This window comes from Aquisalimonas sp. 2447, from assembly GCF_012044895.1.
Taxonomy (GTDB): Bacteria; Pseudomonadota; Gammaproteobacteria; order Nitrococcales; family Aquisalimonadaceae; genus Aquisalimonas.
On record NZ_CP050695.1, the window covers coordinates 2933139 to 2954652 of the forward strand.

Here is a 21514-nt window from a genome sequence, read left to right on the forward strand (position 1 = left end):
GGCGTGATTGGTTACCCGCTTGGCCTCCGCCCCCTACCCTCCCCGCGACTGGACACACCTCCAAGGCCTGCAAACCCGAACGATGGACAAAAAAAACCCGGCCGCAATGGATGGGCCGGGAGGCGCAGATCGGGGACAGGATGCGCCAACGCGAGAAGACCTTCAGCTCAAGGGCAATACCTGCTTCCTTTACCTTGAGTACAAGGTTAGTACAGGAAATCGCATTGTGCAACCCCTGTACATCACTTCACCGCGAGGCGCCGCGCAGGCAACGCCAGGTACGCCGGGCAAGTATCATCACGGCCGTCAACGACACGAACCAGACCCCCAGGGAGATCACGGAGGTCCAGAACACGTACGACTCCACGGTGAACCCGACGCCGTAAACGATGACCACTTCCGGCCAGGTACGCGCCAGCCAGTCCATGAACGTGCCACCGGGCCACAGGAGCAGACGCTGCCAGGGCGACAGGGGTAGCGTGTCAAACACGGGCCAACCTCAGATTGACGAGAACACCATGATATATGGTCATGCGATCGCCGTCCTCAGTAGCGGGCGAAACGTGCGGCGGCCAGCAGGGCCAGCAGGAACACCACCCCCAGGCCGATAAAGCTCCACTGGAAGGCCACCGTATAGACGTCCCGGTACAACGCCTCGGGCAGGCCGGACAAGGCGCCTTCGGCGCGAGCCAGCGCGTCCGGACTGACCGCGGCGGCCTCCCGCAGCGCCCGCCAATCCAGCACCACGGACAGCGTCGTGACGCCGACCGCGCCACCGAGTTGCTGGGCAAAATTCAACGCCCCCGCCCCCTGCGCCGTGTGGTGCAGCGGCAGCCGGGACAGCGAACCGGTGTGGATCGAGGGCATGCCCAGCCCGAGGCCCACGCGGCCCAGCGCCACCCAGAACATCACCAGCAGCAGCCCCGTCTCAGGCCCCACGAATCCGAGAGCGACGCAGGAGACCGCCATGATGAGCAGCCCGCCGGAGATCGGTACCACGGCGCGCAGACGATCCGCCAAATGCCCTCCGAGCGGGAACATGGCCGCCATGACCAGCCCTGCAGGCATCAGCACCACACCTGCCGCCGTCGGCGTCATGCCCTGCACTTCCTGGACGAACAACGGAATCAGATAGGTGGAGCCGAACAAGCCCACACCGAACAGCAGCGCGATCACCGATCCGGCCGCAAAGGCAGGCGCCCGATAGAGGCCCGGGTCCAGCAACGGCGCGCGGGCGAGGAGTTGCCGCAACACGAAGGCCACCAGTAACGCCGGGACCACGATGAGCGCCGGCAACACAGGCCACTCCAGCCAACCCAGGCGCTGACCGCTGACCATGACCCACAACAACCCGGTAATCCCGGCAGCGAGCAGCAGCACACTGAACCAGTCCAGCGCCAACCGGCCACCACTGGCGCGCCCCAGCGGCACGAAGCGCAGGGCCAGCAAGCCACCCAGCACCGCCGTCGGCACTGGCAACAGCATCACCGCACGCCAACTGGTCAGATCCACCAGCACACCCCCCAGCGCCGGCCCGACCGCTGGCCCGAGGATCACTCCCAGCCCGAACAGACCCACACCCAGGCCACGCTGGCGCTCCGGAAACACCTGATAGATCAGCGTGATTGCCAGCGGCTGCAGCAACCCGGCGATTGCTCCCTGGAGGATCCGCGCAACGATGACCAGCTCCAGCGTCACCGCCCAGGTGCCGAGCAGCGAGGCAGCGGTGAACACCACCATGCCGGCGACATACACCCGCCGCATCCCGAACCGCTGCAAGGCCCAGGCATTGAGCAGTATCGCCGTGGTCATGGCAGCGAGAAAGCCGGTGGACAGCCAGTGGGCGTCCTTCTGTCCCACGCTGAAGGCGGTCATGACATCGGGGATTGCCACGTTGACCACGGTGGTGGCCACGGCAGTGGACAGGGTCCCCAGCATCACCGTCAGCAAGGCCTGCCACTTGTAGCGCGAACCGTACTGCTGGAACAGACGCTGAACTTCGTGCTGCACGCCGCCTCCAGGGGCCCTTTTCAACCTTTGCGGAAGTTATGTCGGAGCTCAGGCACGCATCAACGGGGCAGGACCGGATACAAAAAAGCCCCGTCAAGCGGGGCTTTGATGCGTTACTTGTTTGGTGGAGCCAGGCGGGATCGAACCGCCGACCTCCTGCATGCCATGCAGGCGCTCTCCCAGCTGAGCTATGGCCCCGTGAAGTCGCTGCGCATGATAGGCAGCCCCGGCCGGATTGTCAAACGTCGGCCGCCCTCACCCGGCATCCTGCGCCTGGCGATCAATATACCGCAGTGCGGCGTCGATCCGCTCCAGGCTGCGCTGGCGGCCGAGCAGCTCCAGCGTTTCGTCGATGGACGGCGACACCGGGCCGCCGGAGAGAGCGACCCGCAGGGGCTGCGCCACCTTGCCGAGCTTCAACCCCTGGTCCTCGGCCACAGCGACCACGACCTCGTGCAGACGCTCCCGCTGCCATTCCGCCACCCCCGCAAGCGCCTCGCGGAGACCGGCAAGCGCCGGCCGCGTCTCTGCCTTCAGGTTCTTGCGCGCCGCCTTATCGTCGTACGCCTCGGGCATGCGGTAGAAGAACAGGCTGTTCTGCGCCATCTCGGCCAGCGTGTGCGAACGGTCCCTGTAGGCGACCACCACATCGCTCAGGGGCGGGCCGTCGGCGGGGTCGACATCGAACCGGCCCATGTGCCAGCTCAGGTGCCGGGCCACGTGGGCCGGATCCATGGACTTCATGTACTGCTGGTTCAGCCAGTCGAGTTTGGACGGATTCAGGGCCGAGGCCTTGGCGTTGAGATCATCGATATCGAACTTCTCGACCATCTCGTCCAGGGTGAAGATCTCCTGGTCACCGTAGGACCACCCGAGACGCACCAGGTAGTTCAGGACCGCCTCGGGCAAATACCCCTGGTCGCGGTAGTTCATCACGCCCACGGCGCCGTGACGCTTCGACAGCCGCTTGCCGTCCTCGCCCAGGATCATGGGCACATGCGCGTAAACCGGCGGCTCAACGCCCAACGCCCTGAGAATGTTCACCTGGCGCGGGGTATTGTTGAGGTGATCATCGCCGCGGATGACGTGGGTGATCCCCATGTCCATGTCGTCCACTACCACCGTGAGATTGTAGGTGGGCGAGCCGTCGGTACGGGCGATGATGAGATCGTCCAGTTCGGTGTTGCTGAACGCCACCCGCCCATGGACACGATCATCCACCACCACCTGGCCGTCCAGCGGGTTGCAGAAGCGGACGACGTACGGCGCGTCCGGCGACGGCGCTTCGGCGAGATCACGGCAGTGGCCGTCGTAACGCGGCTTCTCCTTGCGCCGCAGCTGCTCTTCACGCACTGCATCCAGGCGCTCCCGCGAGCAGTAGCACTTGTAGGCCTTGCCCTCGTCCAGCAGGCGCTGGATCACTTCGCGGTACCGGCCGAACCGCTGGGTCTGGTAGAAGGGACCCTCATCGTACTCCAGCCCCAGCCAGGTCATGCCTTCCAGGATCGCGTTGACGGACTCCTGGGTTGAGCGCTCCTGGTCGGTATCCTCCACCCGCAACACGAACCGTCCGCCGTGCTTGCGTGCGTACAACCAGGAAAACAGCGCCGTACGGGCGCCGCCGATGTGCAGATAACCGGTCGGGCTGGGTGCAAAACGCGTCTTCAGCATGGTTGTGCTGGTTCCTGATCCGTCGCCATTCAAAGACCGCGTATACTACCAGAGCGTCGGCCGACACCGCATGCCGGCGTTGACAGTGGCAATGGCCAGCCCTAGAATCCATAACGTTTTGGGCGCGTAGCTCAGCGGGAGAGCACTGCCTTCACACGGCAGGGGTCGCTGGTTCAATCCCAGCCGCGCCCACCAGAATGACTCAGGGCTTACGGCATTGCCGTAAGCCCTTTTTGTTTGCTGAGCAGGAGTAGCCTCTGGCCAGAGGCTACTGCAGCCCGCCAAGACTGTGTTTCCCTAAAACCCGAGTCGCAGTTCCAGCGACTGAACGTCATAACCCTGATTGGGGGAGCGCAGGCCGGCGTTGGATGTGTGCTGAATGCGGTAGCCGACGCTGATGTGATCGCCAAGGCGCAGCCGCAAGGCCGCGTGGGAGGTGAACTGCCAGTGTCCGCCGAACTCACGTTCGCCCAGGCGCCGCTCGGAGATGTAGGTCGGCCCGGTGCCGAGGCCGAAACTGATCGGCTGCGCGGGACTGGTCAACCAGCCGCCAACACTCACGCCACCGGTATGCATGGCATCACCACCAAGGCTGACGCGGGCTGCATTGAACTCGGTAAAGCCCGCCAGGTGCCAGCCACGACGGTCACCAAGGCGGGGCGCCAGAGCCGCGGGGCGCCAGTAAATCTCCCGGGAGTTGTAGTCGTGCCCATCGGCGCCGACCCCGACGCGAACGCCGAGCTCGCCAGCGACGACGACCACCTGCGGAACTGCCAACGCCGGTAACGCGACCAGCGCAAAACCCTGCAATAGCCGGACGGGGCGCAGTCCCTTGAATCGATGCATCAATCGTCCCTGTTCTTTGTCACCAACTCCCGTTGGCGAGCGTCCGCGGTGCCGGCAGTAGCCTCTTTAGAACGTACACGCCAGCACCTGGTGCCGAAGTCGGCGTCGCCGGGATACTGGCAGCCGCACTGCCCACTGGCAGTGCGGCTGTATCGCAGTTACTCGGCAGTCAGCCGATAAATGTCGCCCTCATCCTGGGCGATGTACAGATCACCTTCCGGCCCGAGCACCACAGACCGGAAACGGCCATTGGACATGGGCAGGGACATGGTGGTCACGTCCCGCACCCGGGAGCCGTCCTCGGGGATGTCCAGTACGTCGATGCGCTGCCCCACCGGCGTATCGCCGAAGCCGATCCCCAGGAAGCCGACCACCATCCGGCCTTCCCAGCCCTTCCACTGCGATCCGGTGAGGAACTCGGCGGAAGACATGCCCTGGGACAGCCCGTCGTTGGTCCAGGCCGGCTTGATGGCGTAGGGGTAAAGGTCCAGATCCGTCATGGGCATAAAGGCCATGCGCTCGTCGGGATCCATACCCTCCATCTGGTTCGGCTGGTACCCACAGTAGTCATCGGGGCAATCGTCACGCCCGCTGATGTTGGGCCGCGGATCCCAGCCGGCATTGGCACCGGGAATCAGGATCTTGACCTCATCGGAGTGCCACGGCCCGTGCTCCGCCACGAACGGCCAATGGGTGTTGGCGTGGAAGGCGATGCCCTGCACGTTGCGATGCCCGTAGGTGTAGATCCGCGGATCGAAACCTTCAGCGACGTTGTTGCCCGGGGCCCCGTTGCCGTCCCGATCAATACGCAGGACCTTGCCGCCGAGGCGCTCGGGATCCTGCGGAAGGTCACCCTGGTGGTTGTCGCCGGTGGTCACATAGAGAAAGCCATCCCGCGGGCTGAAGCGGATACGGCCGCCGTTGTGCGCACCAGCATCACCGAACGGGTGATCGCTCTCCGCCATCTTGTACGGAATGTCATCAACGATGTCAGTGCGGTTCGAGACCTCGGTGAAATCGTCGTTGACCCGCAGCCGGAGCACGCGGTTCTTGTGGGGCGTGGTCTGGTTCGACGCCGAGTAGACGTACACGAAGCGGTTATCCTCGAAGTTCGGGTCCACCGCAACGCCGTTCATCCCCGCCTGGCCGTGACAGAACAGATCGTCGGCGGTTGCGGCGTATCCGTCGGTGTCCTCCATGCCGAGCAGCCGATTGACTTCGCCGTCCGGGAGCCGGACGGACAGGCCATTGCACTTCTCGGTGAAAAACATGGTGCTGTCCGACAGAAATGCCATATCCCAGGGATCGTCAAGGTCTGACAACACCGTGGAATAACTCAACTCTGGGGCGTCTTCGCCGGAGTCCGAGGCAACCGCCAGACCGTGGGTCATGGCAGAGGCCAGTAGCGCGTAAAAGGAGAATCTGGTTACTTGCCTAATCATGGGTGCTCCTCCTCATAGAAGTCTTGATTCTTGCTTCTTTTCGGGCTCCCTTGAAACGCCCCACCGCATGATGGGACGAGGACACCAGGCCGTCATGGCCGGGCGCTCCCAGTAACGCTGGGGTCACTGGAATTCCGTTGAGATATAAGCGGAGAGATTGGCGATATCGTCGTCCGAGAGATCCCGGGCGGCGGGTGCCATCAACCCGGTGTTGCTTCCCACCCTCTCGCCTTCGCGGTACTGCCTGAGCCTCTTGGTGACGAAGTCTGCATCCTTGTCCTGGAGCGAGGGAAAACTGCCCGCACCCCGTCCCGACGCCCCATGGCACTGGGCACACGCATTCTCGTACTTCGTCTGCCCCGCGGATGCATCTCCGGCCTGCACCTGAGTGAATCCAGCGGCAAACCACACTGCAGCAATGAGAAACAACGCTCTTGTCATCAACCCCTCCACCTGATTGTTATCAATTTTGGATGCATCTCGGCAGGCCCATGGCAAGAGAGAGCGGTGCGCCTGGCACCCGCCTGAGCCCGCAGTCCATTCTGGACCAAGTCGTCCAGTCCGGTATAAGCCCCATGAACCGGACCGTCAATACCGGACTGCTAGAACCGGGCGCGCACGCCGGTGAAGAAATTGCGCTCGGGTGCGGGCTCGAAGAATCGGCCAAAGCCCGCGTTGACCCGCACATTGCTGAAGTACTCCTGGTTGGTGATGTTGTTCACCGCCACGAAGGTCTCCACCCGGCCGCGCTGCCAGTGGTGTTCCGTCCCGACTCGGGCATTCAGCACGCCGTAGCCGGATACGCGCTCGTCGTTGGCGTTGTCGGCATAGACGTTACTGACGATCAGGGCATCGGCAATGGCGTAGAAGCCCTCGGCTTCCCGCCAGGCGACTTCGAGGAAGACATTGTGCTCGGGGAGCCCCGGGAGACGATTGCCGCGGAATTCGTTGCCATCTTCGTCTTCGAATCGACGGAACCGGTAGTCCGACCACGTGTAGCTGCCAGTGAATGAAAGTTCCGGTGTGGCGAAATACTCCATCCCCGCCTCGATACCTACCCGGCGGGTACGACCGGCATTGTCGAAACGGTCAGGGTCAGTATCCACCTGAACGATTTCATCGCGTGAACGCACACCGAAAACGGCAACATCGTACTGAGCCCGGTCGCCAAGAAACCCCTTCAGGCCAGTCTCAACGTTGACGGCCCGTTGCGGGCTCAGCCCCGGATCAAACCCTTCGTCCGGCTCATTGGGATCATAGAACTCGGTAAAGGTGGGAGTTTCGAAGGCAGTGCCCACATTGGTGTACCAGCGATGATTCGGATGAAGCTGGAGGCCGGTCCCGATGGTGCCACTCACCTCATCGAACCGCTGGCTGCCCGACGCATCACCGTCACCATCAGACCGGCGATCATCGATCTCGAAACGCACCCGGTCGTAGCGGCCTCCCAGGGTAATATCCAGAGCATCGGTGACAGCGATGTCCGTCTGCGCAAATACGCCGTAGTCCTCGGCTTTCTCCACGGCATCCTGCGTCTGTTCATCCGGACCGCCATTAGCCTCAACGTTAAAGCGCTCCCGCGCATCCCGTTGCCAGGCGCTCTCCACGCCCGCCACGAAGGTGGCCGGACGCCCGGCCAGTGTGTACTGATCCGTGTACTCGCCACCGATGCCGAAGAAATCCCGGTCATACTCGATCAGGCTCGGGCCCTCGAACGGCAACTGCTGGCGGAAATCCCTGCGTGTGTAAAACCCCCGCAGCGTCAGTTCTCCGGAATACGTCGCCCCATCCCGGTAGATCAGGCCAAGGCGCTGCTGCTCGACCTCCTGGCCAGCATCCAGATTCTCCGCGTTCGCCGTCGCCTGTCGCCGATTGTCGCGCACCTCGGCCCGATTCAGCCCGGCGGGATCCTGTCCCAACGGCTGATCGAGAGCAGTAAACACCGTGGTGACGCTGCGCTGGTCATCAATGGCGTAGGTGGCCTTGGCGTTGGCCATGCGCTTTTCGGTACGGCTCTGGTCCCGGTAGCCCTCGTACTGCATGTCCCAGGCGCTGACATGGGCATTCCACGGGCCGGACTGCCCGCCGCCCATGACCCCGTAGCGCTGGAAATCGTAGCTGCCCACGGTGCCGCGCACCTCCGCGTAGGGCTCGGCGGGGCCGTCCTTGGTGCGGATATCCACCACACCCCCGGCGGCATTGCCGTACAGCGCCGATGACGGACCACGGATCACCTCGATGCTTTCCGCTGTCTCCAGGTCGATGGCGTCCACCTGGGACTGGCCATCCGGCAGCGTCTCCGGGATGCCGTCCACGAGGATGCGAATACCGCGCACACCGAATGGCGCCCGGGCACCGAAACCACGAATGGACAGCCGCAGGTTCTGGGCGAAGTTATAGCGGTTCTGGAAGAACACGCCGGGGACACGATTGAGGGATTCATCCAGTTGCAGCTGCTGACGCCCCTGCTGGAGTTCGTCTTCGTCGACAACACCCACGGCCGCCGGCGTCTGCTGGAGATCCCGCTCCAGGCGTGGGGATGTCACCGTGATCGGCTCAAGCCGAGCCCCATCATCCGCCACGGCCCCCAGGGGCATCATGGCCACCACCACCACGGGAATAAACGGTACTCCTCGCCACTTTTTTATCATCGATCTCAAGCCCCCGTGCAGTGAAATGGACACCCTGCTTTCGAGGCTAACCCGCTTGCGGTGGCCTGGGAAGGACGGGAGAGCGTTTGGGAATCAGCCATCGCGGCACCCAGTGCAGGTACGCCACCATGCCGAAGAGTTCCACCAGGGACTGGAACACGATGACGACCACCGCGGCCTGCAGCGCGTCCCCCAGGGTCAGGGCCAGCGGCAGCACCACGAAGGAGTTCCGGGTGCCCAGACTGAACACCAGCGTCCGCGCACCGGCCACCGGCAGTCGGAATACGCGGCCCAGCCCCTTGCCTACCAGCGCGGCGCCCAGCAGGAACAGGATAAACACCAGCAACACCTGACCGAGCACCTCCAGTGTGTCCATCACCAGATGCACCTGAGAGGCCGCAATCAGAAACACCACCACCGCCCAGGTGAGTGAAGCTGATGAACCAATCGGTGCACGGCAACAGCAGGACCAGCATGACCCCCAACCGGATCGCCGGCGTGTCGGGCAGCAAGAACAGCAGCCCCCACACCAGCAGGGGCAGCACGAGAAAATTGCCCGTACACAGCGCAGCGAGAAACCGCCAGTCCCGGAGCGCCGAGGGCAGCTGCACCAGGGGCACCTGGGCAAAAGTGGCATAGAGCAGTGCCCCCAGGGCCGGCCAAACCAGCACCTCCAGCGCCTCCCCGGCGGTGGGGGCGCCCGCTCCCAGCGCGAGGCCGACGCCAATGGCCAGCACGTAGACCCACACCTGGTGGCGTTCCAGTTGCTCCCGCATGTGCGTGGATCCCCTCCCCGTGAGCCAGAGATACTGGGCAAAGCCTGGTACGGGATCAACCAGTTACCGGAAGCGGCCATTGCTCAAAAAATGTATTTTCTATACATTTTAAAACCGTGATCCACGCCAGCACTGTCAAACCAGGCGCCCGGCGCCAGCGAACACCGCAGCACGCCGCCGAAAAGATCTTCTTCCCGGCGGCCGCCATTTATGGGGGTGCAGCGGTCCCGTTGAGCGTCCACGGCATGCTCTCCGGAACGGCCCTGGCCCCCGGCTTCGCCACCGTGGCCGGTCACGCCCACGAACTGCTGTTCGGCTTCGCCCTGGCGGTGGCCGCCGGTTTCCTGATCAACCGCACATCCACCGCACGCCTCGCGGCGCTTTTCACCCTCTGGCTACTCGCCCGAACGCTTCACATTACGCTGCCCGGCAGCACGCTCTCCCTCATTGCCAATGCCGGGTTTGCCGTCATGCTCGCCTGGATGACCGTGCCCCAGTTCCTGCGCGGTGCGAAGAAGTGGCGCAACAAGGCCATCGCACCCATCCTCCTGGGTCTGTGCGCAATGGCAGCGCTGTTCCAGTTCACCAGCGACAGCACCCAGGCGTGGCTGCCCTTTTTCGCCCTGCAACAAGCCGTGCTACTGCTGACCCTGCTCATGCTGTTCATGGGCGGACGCATCATCGCACCGGCGGCAGCCGGGGCCATCGAGCGCGCCGGCGGTCACCTGGAGGCCCGGGTGCAGCCCCGCATGGAGGGCGCGTTGCTGCTGCTCATGGCTGGTGTCATCGTCACCGTGGCCCTCCCCGGGGGCGCGCCCGTCACCGGGCTACTGACCCTGGTCGCGGCCGTGCTGGCTGCCGTGCGCCTGATGCGCTGGCGGCTCTGGGCGGCCCAGGGCCGGCCGGATCTGTGGTGTCTCGGCCTCGGTTATGGCTGGCTGGTCGCCGGTCTTGCGCTGCTGGCCCTGTCCTGGCTCACACCCCTGTTGGCCCCGGGGACCGCCACTCACGCCATCACCGTCGGCGCCCTGGGCACGCTCACCACCGGCGTGATGGCGCGGGTACGACTCAACCGTGCCAGGCGCGACCCGGCCGCATCCTGGGTCATCCCCGTCGCGACCCTGCTGATGGGAACCGCCGCACTGGTCCGCCTGTTCTTCCCCGTGGAGGCCCCTGCGCTGGCTCTGGCCAGCGGCCTGTGGGCCCTGGCCATGGCCGCACTGGTGGCCCTGTTTCTGCAGGTTCCGGCACGCTGAACCGCCCGCGGTGACATGCTCCTTGAGGTGCATCAAGTCCCGCAGCCACCGGCACGGCTAAGATCGGTCATCGCATCGACGGTGGGCCTGACATCCGGAGGAGCCATGCCGAGCAGCACCGCAACAGACCACTGGGCCCCGCACGCCGAGGGTGTGCAGAAGAACCAGCGCCGGGCCTACGACGGCATGCGTGAGCAGTGCCCGGTGGCCCACAGCGCAGCCCAGGGTTGGACCGTATTCCGCCATGCCGATGTGCAGCGCATCCTGCATACGCCGGAGACCTTCAGCAACGTGGTCTCGCGCCATCTGTCGGTGCCCAACGGCATGGATCCGCCGGAGCACACTGTGTTCCGGGAACTGATCGAGCCGTACTTCGCCACCGCACGGGTCCGGGCCTTCGAACCGGAGTGCCGGCGCATCGCCAGACAACTGATAACCAGTGCAGCGGCATCCGAAACGGTGGAGATCATGGACGCCTTCGCACGTCCCTTTGCCGCCCGGGTGCAGTGTGCCTTCCTCGGCTGGTCCGAGGAAACGGCCCCCGCCCTGGCGAGGTGGACCCTGGCCAACCAGGCAGCCACTCTGCAGCAGGACCGCGAAGCACTGAACCAGCTCGCCACCGAATTCGAGGGCATGGTACAGGACGCCCTGGAGGGCCGCCGGGCGCAGGATGTCAGCGGTCAGGACACCACCAGCGAGCTCATGCGCGAGGTGGTGGATGGCGACAGGCTGGACGACGCCGAGATCGCCTCCATTCTGCGCAACTGGACCGTGGGCGAGATCGGCACCATTTCCACCTCGGTGGGGATTCTGCTCCACGCCCTGAGCGAGCACCCCGATCTGCAGCAACACCTGCGCACCCGCCCGCGCCGCATCGGCGACGCCATCGAAGAGGTGCTGCGCTGGCACGGGCCGCTGGTGGACAACCGGCGCGTCACCCTGCAACCGGTCTCCGTGGGTAGGCAACCACTGGCCGCAGGTGAGCGCGTCACCATCAACTGGATCGCCGCCAACCGCGACCCCGAGGCTTTCACTGCGCCGGACACGCTGGACATCCATCGCGACCAGTCGGCCAGCCTGCTGTGGGGCGCAGGCATCCACGTCTGCCCGGGGGCACCGCTGGCGCAGATGGAGTTGCGGGTGGTTCTGGAGGAGTTCCTGGGACGAACGAGCAACATCATCCTGGCACCGGGGGACGAACCCGAGCTGGCCCGCTACCCGGCCAGTGGCTTCAGTCGCCTCCCGGTGCGGCTGGAATGATTTTCAGCCTGTCCGGCCCCTGAAACCGGGACAGCCATCGAGACGGCTGCCCCAGCCGAATGTGGGTTGCGCTCAAAACTGTATATTTATACAGTTTTGAGCATGTCCTACGCGGAACTCCACTGCCTTACCAACTTCACCTTCCTGCGCGGTGCCTCGCACCCCGAGGAGCTGGTGGAACAGGCCGCTACCCTCGGTTACCGGGCGCTGGCGATCACCGACGAGTGCTCCGTGGCCGGCGCCGTGCGTGCCCACCAGGCCGCCCGCGCGCACGAACTGCATCTGCTGGTCGGCACGGAGATCCGCCTGGCCGACGGTCCGGCCCTGGCCCTCCTGGCCCCCTGCCGCCGCGCCTACGGCCAGATGGCCGCACTCATCAGCCTGGGGCGGCAGAACGCCGCCAAGGGCAGCTACCGGCTGCACCGGGATGACGTGGCAGGTGCCGCCCCGGACTGCCTCGCCCTTCTGCTGCCGGGCACCCCCGCCGATCCAGAGCATGCCGCCTGGTTCGGGGCCCATTTCCGCGGCCGCGGCTGGATTGCCGTGGAGCTGCTGTGCGGCCCGGACGATGCCGCCCGGCTCGCGGAGCTGGAGGCCCTGGGCGCCATGCACGGGCTGCCGCTGGTGGCCGCCGGCGACGTGCACATGCACCGGCGCGGCCGGCGGGCGCTGCAGGACACCGTCACCGCCATCCGTCACAACCGGCCCGTGTACGAGCTGGGTTACGCCCTGCTCGCCAACGGTGAGCGTCACCTGCGGCCGATGCCGCGGCTGCAGCGGCTCTACCCGCAGTCGTTGCTGGAGGAAACCGTGGCCATTGCCGTCCGCTGCCATTTCTCCCTGGGCGAGCTGCGCTACGAGTACCCGGAGGAGCTGGTCCCGGATGGCACCACGCCCGCGGCACGCTTGCAGCTTCTGGTGAATGAAGGGGCCGCCCGCCGCTGGCCGGGGAGCACCCCTGCGGCGGTGCAGCGGCAGCTGGAGCGGGAGCTGGCGCTGATCCACGAGCTCAACTACGAGGCGTACTTTCTCACGGTGCACGATATTGTCGCCTTCGCCCGCCGCCGCGGCATTCTCTGCCAGGGCCGGGGCTCGGCGGCCAACTCGGCGGTGTGCTACGCCCTGGGCATTACCGAGGTGGACCCGGGCACCTCGCAGCTGCTGTTCGAGCGCTTCATCTCCCGGGACCGGGGCGAGCCCCCGGACATCGACGTGGACTTCGAGCACGAACGCCGGGAAGAGGTGATCCAGTACATCTACGCCCGCTACGGCCGCCACCGCGCCGCCCTGGCCGCCACGGTGATCAGCTACCGCCCGCGCAGCGCCCTGCGCGACGTGGGCCGTGCCTTGGGCCTGGAGACCCACCAGACCGATCAGCTTGCCGGCGCCATGCAGTGGTGGGACGGCGGCCACATGGCACCCGAGCGGGTGCGCGAGGCGGGCTTCGACCCGGACAACCCGGTGATCCACCGGGTGCTCACCCTGGCCCGGGAGCTGATCGGCTTCCCCCGGCATCTGTCCCAGCACGTGGGTGGCTTCGTCATCTCCCAGGGGCCGCTGGCGGAACTCGTGCCCACCGAGAACGCCGCCATGGAAGGGCGCACCGTAATCCAGTGGGACAAGGACGACCTGGAATCCCTGGGGCTGCTCAAGGTGGACGTGCTCTCCCTGGGCATGCTCTCTGCCATCCGCCGCAGCCTGGATCTGCTGCGCGCGCACCATGGCCGGGATCTCACCATGGCCGACATTCCCCGGGACGACCCGGCCGTCTACGCCATGCTGCAGCGGGGTGACTCCATGGGCGTGTTCCAGGTGGAGTCCCGGGCGCAGATGGCCATGCTGCCGCGCATGCGACCCGCCTGCTACTACGACCTGGTGATCGAGGTGGCCATTGTCCGCCCGGGCCCCATTCAGGGGGACATGGTGCATCCCTACCTGCGCCGCCGTGCCGGACAGGAGGCGGTGGACTATCCCAGCGACGCCGTCCGGGAGGTGCTGGAGCGCACTCTGGGCGTTCCCATCTTCCAGGAACAGGTCATGAAACTCGCCGAAGTGGCCGCCGGCTTCAGCCCGGACGAGGCCGACCAGCTACGCCGTTCCATGGCAGCCTGGCGGCGCAAGGGCGGTCTCGCCCACTTCGAGCAGCGCCTGCACGAGGGCATGCGCGCCAACGGCTACAGCGAGGCATTCGCCGACCGCATCTTCCGCCAGATCCAGGGCTTCGGCGAGTACGGCTTCCCGGAATCCCACGCCGCCAGTTTCGCGCTGCTGGTGTGCGTCTCCGCCTGGCTCAAGTGCCACTACCCGGCGGCCTTCACCTGCGCCCTGCTGAACAGCCAACCCATGGGCTTCTACGCGCCGGCCCAGCTGGTACGGGATGCCCGGGAGCACGGCGTGGCCGTGCGTCCGGTGGATGTCACCGTCAGCCAGTGGGACTGCACCCTGGAGCCCGCACGGGACGCCCCTGCCCTGCGGCTGGGGTTGCGCATGGTCAAGGGCCTGTCCCGGGAGGGCGCGCAGCGGATCACGGCGGTGCGGGAGCAGGCGCCGCCGGAGAGTGTGGAGGATCTGGCCCACCGTGCCCGCCTGGGCCGCAGCGACCTGGACGCCCTGGCCCACGCCGGCGCCCTGGAGCCCCTGGCCGGCCATCGGCGCAATGCCTGGTGGCAGGTGCTGGGTGTGGATACCGAACGCCCGCTGCTGGCCGCCGCCGGGCACGGGCAGGACACCCCCGCCCTGGAGCAGCCGTCGGTGGGCGAGGACCTGGTGGCCGACTACGGCAGCCTGGGCCTGAGCCTGGGCCCGCACCCGCTGGCCCTGCTGCGGGAGCACTTGAAACGGCGGCGCTTCCGCAGTGCCGCCGAACTCGGCGCCCTGGACAGCCGCCCGGTGGTCCGCACCGCGGGCCTGGTCATCAACCGCCAGCGCCCCGGCTCCGCCGGCGGAGTCACCTTTCTGACCCTCGAAGACGAGACCGGCGTGATCAACGTGGTGGTCTGGCGCAATCTGGCGGAGCAGCAGCGCCAGGTACTCCTGGGCGCGCGCCTGCTGGGCGTGATCGGGCAGTGGGAGCGCCGGGAGGGGGTGTGCCACCTGATCGCCGGGCGGCTGGAGGACCACTCAGCCCTGCTGGGGCGGTTGCCGACGAAGTCACGGGATTTCCATTGAGCGAGACAGCCCGCGTAGGGCGGACCTTCAGGTCCGCCGATGGGGGCTCGGTAAACCACCTGGGCTTGCATATCTCTTGACGGCGGACCTGAAGGTCCGCCCTACGATCCTGCGATCCGCGCTACCGGCCATCGTGTGACGTTCTTACCCGCCCCGGCGCCAGGTGCTGCCGGCGGGGCTGTCCTCGATGACGATGCCGCGGGCCTGGAGATCGTCGCGGATGCGGTCGGCGGTGGCGAAATCCTTGTCCTTCCGCGCCGCCTGACGCTGCTCCAGGAGGGCGTCGATGTCGGCGGCGGTGAGCCCCGGCACCACTTCTTCGTTGCCGCCCTTGAGATAGTCCTCCGGATCCGTCTGCAGCAGACCGACAACACCGCCGAGTTCCCGCAGCAGCCCGGCGAGCCGGGCCGCCTGGTCCGCATCCTGCTCCCGCAGCCGGTTCACTTCCCGCGCCAGCTCGAACAGCACCGCCAGGGCGACGGGGGTGTTGAAATCGTCGTCCATGGCCGCGCGGAAGCGCTCCCGGAACGCCTCCCCGGCGTCGCCGGGCGCCGTCGGGCTCAGCCCGCGCAGGGCCAGATACAGCCGTTCCGCGGCACCCCGGGCGTTGTCCAGGGCGTCGGCGGTGTAGTTCAGCGGGCTGCGGTAGTGACTGGAGAGCAGGAAATGGCGCACTTCCTCCGGCCGGTACTGCGCCAGCACGTCGCGCACGGTGAAGAAATTGCCCAGGGACTTGGCCATCTTCTCGTCGTCCACGCGCACGTGGCCGTTGTGCATCCAGTAGTTGACGAACGGATGATCGTGGGCGCCCTCGCTCTGGGCGATCTCGTTCTCGTGATGGGGGAACTGGAGATCCAGCCCGCCGCCGTGGATGTCGAAGTGCTCGCCCAGGTGTTCGGCGGACATGGCGGAGCACTCGATATGCCAGCCGGGCCGCCCCTCTCCCCAGGGTGAGGGCCAGCTGGGCTCGCCGGCTTTCGCGCGTTTCCAGAGCACGAAATCCCCCGGGTGGCGCTTGTCCGCCTCCACGTCCACCCGGGCGCCGGCGCGCAGCTCCTCCAGGCGCTTGCCGGAGAGCTTGCCGTAGTCGGGGAAGCCTTCCACGCGAAAATACACGTCCCCGCTCTCGCCCTGGTAGGCCAGCCCCTTGTCCATGAGCTGCTGGATCAGCCGCTGCATGGCCGGGATGGACTGCGTGGCCCGCGGCTCGTGATCCGGCGGGAGTACCCCCAGAGCGCGCTCGTCCTCGTGCATGGCCTCGATGAAGCGCTCGGTGAGCGCGTCCGGAGCCACCCCGGTCTCGTTGGCGCGGTTGATGATCTTGTCGTCGATGTCGGTGATGTTGCGCACGTAGGTCAGGCGGTAGCCGCTGTAGCGCAGGTACCGGGCCACCACGTCGAACACCACCAGGGCGCGGGCATGGCCCAGGTGGCAGTAGTCGTAGACGGTCATGCCACAGACATACATCCGCACCTCGCCGGGAGTGATGGGCCGGAAGGGCTCCTTGGTGCGGGTGAGGCTGTTGTAGATGGTGAGCATGTCGACCGTCTCCGTCCGTGCCGCCCGTGGCGGCTGCACATTCATTCCGTGGGTGGCGTGTCCATGGCCAACCGGGCCAGGCGCAGGTATCGCCGGCGCGCCATAGTAGCGGAAACGCCGCAGGCGCCCAACCGCGGAGCGGTTTGAGGCCACCGGCCGCCGCCGTTATGCTTCACGGTCAACCCACGAGTCGCCAAGGATGTACGCAGCCATGCAACCCACCGTGTTCATCGCCGATCTGCACCTGGACGAACGCCGGCCGCAGATCGTGCACCTGTTCCTGCAGTTCCTGCAGCAAACGGCCGGTCGAGTGGACGCGCTCTACATCCTCGGTGACCTGTTCGAAGCATGGATCGGCGACGACGCCGTCCCCGCCGACCATCCCGTTCTCACCGCCCTCGCCGGCTTCTCGGCCACCGGCACACCGCTGTACGTGATGCGCGGCAACCGTGATTTCCTCCTGGGCCGGCAGTTCGCCGAGGCCACCGGCGCCACGCTGCTGGACGACCCGACGGTGGTTACGCTGGGTGGTGAACCCGTACTGCTCAGCCACGGGGACTTGCTCTGCACCGACGATCATGAATACCAGCAGTTCCGCGCCATGGTGAACGATCCGGAATGGCAGCGGGGTTTCCTGGCCCGCTCCGTGGAGGAGCGCATCGCCCTGGCCGGGGATGCACGGGACGAGAGCACGGCGCGGAACCGCATGCTTGCCGACACCGCTGATTCCATCATGGACGTCAACGGCGAGGCCGTGCTGAACACCATGCGCCAGCACGGCGTGCGGCGCCTGATCCACGGCCACACCCACCGGCCGGACACCCACGTGTTCGACCTGGACGGCCAGCCCGCCACCCGCATCGTACTGGGGGACTGGTTCGAACAGGGAAGCGCGCTGTGGTTCGAGAACGGCGAATACCGGCTGGAGAGTCTGCCAATCGATTGAACCGGTGACCCGTTGGCGACCACCGGGACCGCAACCAAGCTGTCCCGGCCCGCCCGAACAGACCCGGGTCCCATGCGTCAGCCACTCCATCGGCTGCTGCTGAACTCAGCCCGACAGCAGCCGGACCAGCTCCAGCTTGGTACTCACGCCCAGCTTGTCGTAGATGTGCGCCAGATGGTTGCGTACCGTCCCCGGCGCGATACCAAGCTCGCGCGCCACCTCCTTATAGGAGAGGCCACAGGCGAACCGCTCCGCGACCTGCTGCTCGCGCTCGGTCATTCGGTCCAGCGGTGTACGCGGCGCCACGCGCACAAGGTAGTATTCACCGAGAGGCTGCATGCGGATCTGCACCGCCCGGCCGCGCCAGTGTCGCGTCATCGGCTGCTGCGGCAAGACGGCATGCGGCATCCGATGAGCAGTCGCACCCCACTCGGCACGCATGAGTGCGGCGAAGGGGCTTCGGCTAGCCAGTACCCAGCCCGCCCGATTCACGATGGCCAACCCTTCGGCAGGTTCGGCTTCCAGCAGCAACTGTGTTTCCCGGTTCAGCCGCAGTGCCGCGGACAGGTGCGGCATCAGCAGTTGCTTGGTCTCGCGATGCTCTTCGGTGAAGCGCTCACGAATGTCGGTGTTGCACAGCCCAATGAAGCTGACGTAACCGTCCAGCGGTTCCGCCATGATGGTGGCAACCATGTTGCGGGCATCGAAACGGCGCCAGTGCTCGTTGTAGGCAAAGGAGTGACGGAAACGGGCAAGATCGTCGAACAGCACGGTGTGGTTGAGGCGGCGCAGTGCCAGGTCGCAGTACTGGTCGCAGTGGGCAACCTCCATCCACTCGCGAAACAACCCCACGGATTGGTTGAGCACGACCACGTCGGTGACCTGCCGGTCCGGCGCGCTACCTCCGCCCCATGCCGCAAAATCGAAGCCGACAAAACGCTTGAGGCTTGCCAGTGTCGTCTGTTGAAAGCTGGCCGGCGCCAACGTACGGGCGTTCTCGTAGAGTTCCAGGAGAAACTCGCTGAGTGCCCAGCGCTCGTGCTTCATCGCGCCATGACCGCATCCTCGCAGACGGCCGGTTTCGGAATCAGTCTCTCCCAGATCTACGGGGCTGTCGAGTGACGGTAAGCCGACGACCGCGCCATCGCGGTGGTCGACGTCAATGCGACCAATGCGGCTGCTCACCCTCGGTGATGAATTCGGGCGGCTCGTCCGGCTGCTGCCCGGATGCCCGGTAGATGCTGCCATCCCGGTAGAACGCCACCCATACACCATCCGGTGACCAGGTCGGGGATTTGCCTTCCGCCAGGGTAATGACATCGCCACTACCATCGCGATTACGAATGCGCACCATGCCGTCGAGAACATAGGCCAGGCGCTCACCATCGGGCGACCAGGCCGGCTCGTTGGCGTCGGTAAAGCCCGGGATTCGTCCACGGTTGCCGCCGGCACGCTCCACGGTGTAGAGACGCACACGCGTGGAGTTTGGATCGAGGGACCAGTCCTCACGCACGCTGAATGCCAGCTCCTCGCCATCGGCTGACCAGTGCGGGTAGCGCTCCATGTCGTGGGCGCTCTGCGTCCCGGTCAGATGACTGCCCTGACCGCCGTCCGGACTCGTTACATAAATGAGGAACGGGTTCGACCCCTGCCCTTCCGCACGGCGGACGTAGGCGATCTCGTCGTGGACCGACCATGACGGCTCTGTCGCCGCGACGGTGTCGACATTGGTCAGGCGCACGGTTTGCTGATCCTCGATGGAATAGCGCCAGAGGTCGGAATTGAAGATGGCGCCATCCACGAAGACGATCTGACTGCCGTCCGGAGACCAGGCGGGGGCCGGACTGAAGCTACTGGTGCTAACCAGTAGCCGGGGATCGGATCCGTCCGGCCGGATGGTTCGAATATCGCCGCCATTGTGGAAGACGATGCGCCCGGGGATACCACCGAACGGGTCGGAACTGCTGCCGAGGAAGAGATTGCCGCCGCAGTCGATGAAGTCACCGTCGTACACGGGGTTGCTGTTGTCGGTGAACGTGGTCGTGCAGAGTTCTCCGGCCACTGCGACCAACAGGCTTTGCGGAAAATCGGTCTGGTTGTCAGTGAACTCCGAATCGAACACGCGGATATCAGCCTCGTCGGCGAACAGCATGGCCCCCGCTTGCTCACTGCGATTGCCGGAGAAAAGAGAGTCGCGAATCAGGATATCGCCGCCGGCGATCAAGTCTTCCCCCGAGAACTGCCCGATCCGGGCATTCGTGCTGACCGCGACGGCACCGCCAAGCGACGTGTTGTCCTCGAACACCGACTCTGACACCCGCACCGTGCTGGCACGGGACACCGCCAGCGCGTCGACGTAGATCGCGCCCCCGCGACCTCCGGCAGCGTGATTGCCCAAGAAAACGGTGTCGTGTACGTCGATGTCGTGAGGGCCTTGCCGGTTCGGGACACGGCGAGTGGCAATCGCGCTGCCGCCGGCGCTGATTCCGGATGTCGCCGTCGGGATACTGGATTGCTCATTACCCTCGAATCGTGAGTGGCAAACGCTGATCCCAGACTCCGCCAAAACGGCTCCGCTCCAAGATGCGGCGCGATTGTCCCGGAATTCGGCGTGTGCGATCAGCACCGGACTTGTGGCGTAAACGGCACCGCCGCGCTGAGAGGCGCGATTGTTGGCGAAGATCGTGTCATGCAGAATCAATCGCTCTTCCTGACGCACATGGATCGCCCCACCCCTGCCCGGGAAATTGGGTGCACGGTTCATGACGCGACCGTTGCGCAGCTCCAGACCGGAGAGAATCATTCCTTCGCCCCTCGGCGGCGCATACAGGATCCGGGAGTTGCCCTCGGCATCGATGACTGGCCGGCTGCCGTCCGCCTTGCGGCCAATCAGTACGAGATCCTTGCCACTCTCAACTTCCCACTGGTCGGTGGACTCGTTGAAGCCGGCCGTAATGTCGTCGGTTATGGCGATGACCAGCCTGTCGCCTGCAAGCTCGGATGGATCGGTCAGAGCGCCCACCATCTGTTCGTGGGTCTCGACCTCGTAGTGGATGTCGTCCTCGCGAATGTCGAGTTCGAACCCGGTGCAGGCCAAATCAGGCTCGAAATCGGAGTCCGCTCCCGGATCGGACTCCGGCACCAGAATGCCGGCCGGCAGCTCGCCTACATCCTCCGTGATCCAGATGAGTAGCGCTTTGAGCCAACTCTCGAGATTCCTGCCAACATCGAGATGACCTCGAAGCGCGAGCAGGTCGAAGCGGCCCTCCGCATCCTCTGGAGAGGCGAAGGGGTCGAAGGCGATACCGATACGATTGCGCAGCAAGGCGCGCGCATCCTCGAACCCCGCCCCCTGCTGTTCCATCAACTGGACAATCGCCGTACTGACGGGTGTGACGGCGCACGTCACGTCCCCATTGCAGCGGGCTCGGAGGCGACCTGCATAGGCTGTCCCGTTGAGGATTCCCCCCGATGTCTCCACCGTGTACGGACCAGGCTCGTCGACCTCGACGGAAAACGCGCCGTGCGCGTCCGCAGTGGCAGCGGTGAGAAGGTTCAGATCAGGCCCGAAGATCTCGATCTCGGCATTGGCCAGCGGACCATTGACCACCTGACCCGACAACGTGACCGTCTGGCTTTCGGCAGGCGGGTCCGATGCAACGCTGCCGCCGGAGCTGCCACTGCTTGAAGAGCCGATACAGCCCGCAAGTGCCCCGATACAGGTGCCGGCCAGAAGCATTGAGGCGGTCGTTGATCGGCTCATTTCGCGGACTCCTATGAAGTGCAGACTCGGGCCCCGCACAGGCAACCGGATTTTCATTCTTGCTAGCTCTCCGCTTCGCGCGGAATAGTGCAAATGCACCATGTCGCCCCTGGTGGACAGTCACTAATCTGAAAGGACCGCCCTGACGGCGTTGAACGCCGTTCGCGGGCGCACCGAACAACCTGA

14 protein-coding genes, 2 tRNA genes and 1 pseudogene are annotated in these 21514 nt (G+C 65.6%); 5 read left to right on the forward strand and 12 right to left on the reverse strand.

Features of this window, described 5'->3' with window-relative positions; translation table 11 throughout:
- Positions 1–247 precede the first annotated feature (247 nt).
- The 4 genes from KU884_RS13900 to gltX form a co-directional block, all read right to left on the reverse strand.
- Positions 248–490: a hypothetical protein gene (locus KU884_RS13900; RefSeq protein WP_167783175.1), complete on the reverse strand. Its 243-nt coding sequence runs from the start codon at positions 488–490 to the stop codon at positions 248–250.
- A gap of 56 nt (positions 491–546) precedes the next feature.
- Entirely contained in the window at positions 547–2010 is a 1464-nt protein-coding gene (locus KU884_RS13905) for a DHA2 family efflux MFS transporter permease subunit (protein ID WP_167783176.1), read from the reverse strand.
- A gap of 122 nt (positions 2011–2132) precedes the next feature.
- Positions 2133–2208 (reverse strand) — tRNA-Ala (locus tag KU884_RS13910).
- 57 nt (positions 2209–2265) lie between these two features.
- On the reverse strand, positions 2266–3681 hold the full coding sequence (gltX, locus tag KU884_RS13915) for a glutamate--tRNA ligase (protein ID WP_167783177.1): 1416 nt from the start codon (positions 3679–3681) through the stop codon (positions 2266–2268).
- Positions 3682–3801: 120 nt separating this feature from the next.
- On the opposite strand from gltX, the gene KU884_RS13920 reads away from it, so the two are divergent.
- Positions 3802–3876: transfer RNA gene (locus KU884_RS13920), tRNA-Val, on the forward strand.
- A gap of 102 nt (positions 3877–3978) precedes the next feature.
- On the opposite strand, the gene KU884_RS13925 is transcribed toward KU884_RS13920, so the two are convergent.
- From KU884_RS13925 to KU884_RS13945, 5 genes and pseudogenes are all read right to left on the reverse strand, one after another.
- A complete protein-coding gene (locus KU884_RS13925; RefSeq protein WP_167783178.1) occupies positions 3979–4527 on the reverse strand; it encodes an acyloxyacyl hydrolase in 549 nt (182 codons plus the stop codon).
- A 158-nt stretch (positions 4528–4685) separates the two neighbouring features.
- Positions 4686–5969, reverse strand: coding sequence for a sorbosone dehydrogenase family protein (locus KU884_RS13930; protein ID WP_167783179.1), 1284 nt, complete (start codon positions 5967–5969; stop codon positions 4686–4688).
- A 123-nt stretch (positions 5970–6092) separates the two neighbouring features.
- Complete coding sequence (locus KU884_RS13935; RefSeq protein ID WP_167783181.1) at positions 6093–6410, reverse strand: c-type cytochrome; 318 nt, start codon at positions 6408–6410, stop codon at positions 6093–6095.
- Between the two features lie 161 nt (positions 6411–6571).
- On the reverse strand, positions 6572–8620 hold the full coding sequence (locus KU884_RS13940; RefSeq protein WP_167783182.1) for a TonB-dependent receptor: 2049 nt from the start codon (positions 8618–8620) through the stop codon (positions 6572–6574).
- Positions 8621–8666: 46 nt separating this feature from the next.
- Positions 8667–9396 (reverse strand): annotated as a pseudogene (locus KU884_RS13945) (hypothetical protein).
- Positions 9397–9641: 245 nt separating this feature from the next.
- Here KU884_RS13945 and KU884_RS13950 point away from each other — a divergent pair.
- The 3 genes from KU884_RS13950 to KU884_RS13960 all read left to right on the forward strand — a co-directional run bounded on the left by KU884_RS13950 (position 9642) and on the right by KU884_RS13960 (position 15080).
- Positions 9642–10652 (forward strand): NnrS family protein, encoded by a 1011-nt coding sequence (locus tag KU884_RS13950; protein WP_254432063.1) that lies wholly within the window; start codon positions 9642–9644, stop codon positions 10650–10652.
- 105 nt (positions 10653–10757) lie between these two features.
- The gene (locus tag KU884_RS13955) at positions 10758–11912 is read left to right on the forward strand and encodes a cytochrome P450 (protein ID WP_167783184.1); all 1155 of its coding nucleotides are present in this window, start codon (positions 10758–10760) and stop codon (positions 11910–11912) included.
- Positions 11913–12014: 102 nt separating this feature from the next.
- On the forward strand, positions 12015–15080 hold the full coding sequence (locus tag KU884_RS13960; RefSeq protein WP_167783185.1) for an error-prone DNA polymerase: 3066 nt from the start codon (positions 12015–12017) through the stop codon (positions 15078–15080).
- Positions 15081–15224: 144 nt separating this feature from the next.
- Here KU884_RS13960 and cysS read toward each other — a convergent pair whose 3' ends face one another.
- On the reverse strand, positions 15225–16619 hold the full coding sequence (cysS, locus tag KU884_RS13965) for a cysteine--tRNA ligase (RefSeq protein ID WP_167783186.1): 1395 nt from the start codon (positions 16617–16619) through the stop codon (positions 15225–15227).
- Between the two features lie 211 nt (positions 16620–16830).
- Between cysS and KU884_RS13970 the strand changes: the two genes are divergently transcribed.
- Entirely contained in the window at positions 16831–17565 is a 735-nt protein-coding gene (locus KU884_RS13970; protein WP_167783187.1) for a UDP-2,3-diacylglucosamine diphosphatase, read from the forward strand.
- A 105-nt stretch (positions 17566–17670) separates the two neighbouring features.
- On the opposite strand, the gene KU884_RS13975 is transcribed toward KU884_RS13970, so the two are convergent.
- Positions 17671–18612, reverse strand: a complete 942-nt coding sequence (locus tag KU884_RS13975; RefSeq protein ID WP_167783189.1) for a helix-turn-helix transcriptional regulator — start codon at positions 18610–18612, stop codon at positions 17671–17673.
- A 112-nt stretch (positions 18613–18724) separates the two neighbouring features.
- The gene (locus KU884_RS13980; protein ID WP_167783190.1) at positions 18725–21328 is read right to left on the reverse strand and encodes a PD40 domain-containing protein; all 2604 of its coding nucleotides are present in this window, start codon (positions 21326–21328) and stop codon (positions 18725–18727) included.
- Positions 21329–21514: the final 186 nt, after the last annotated feature.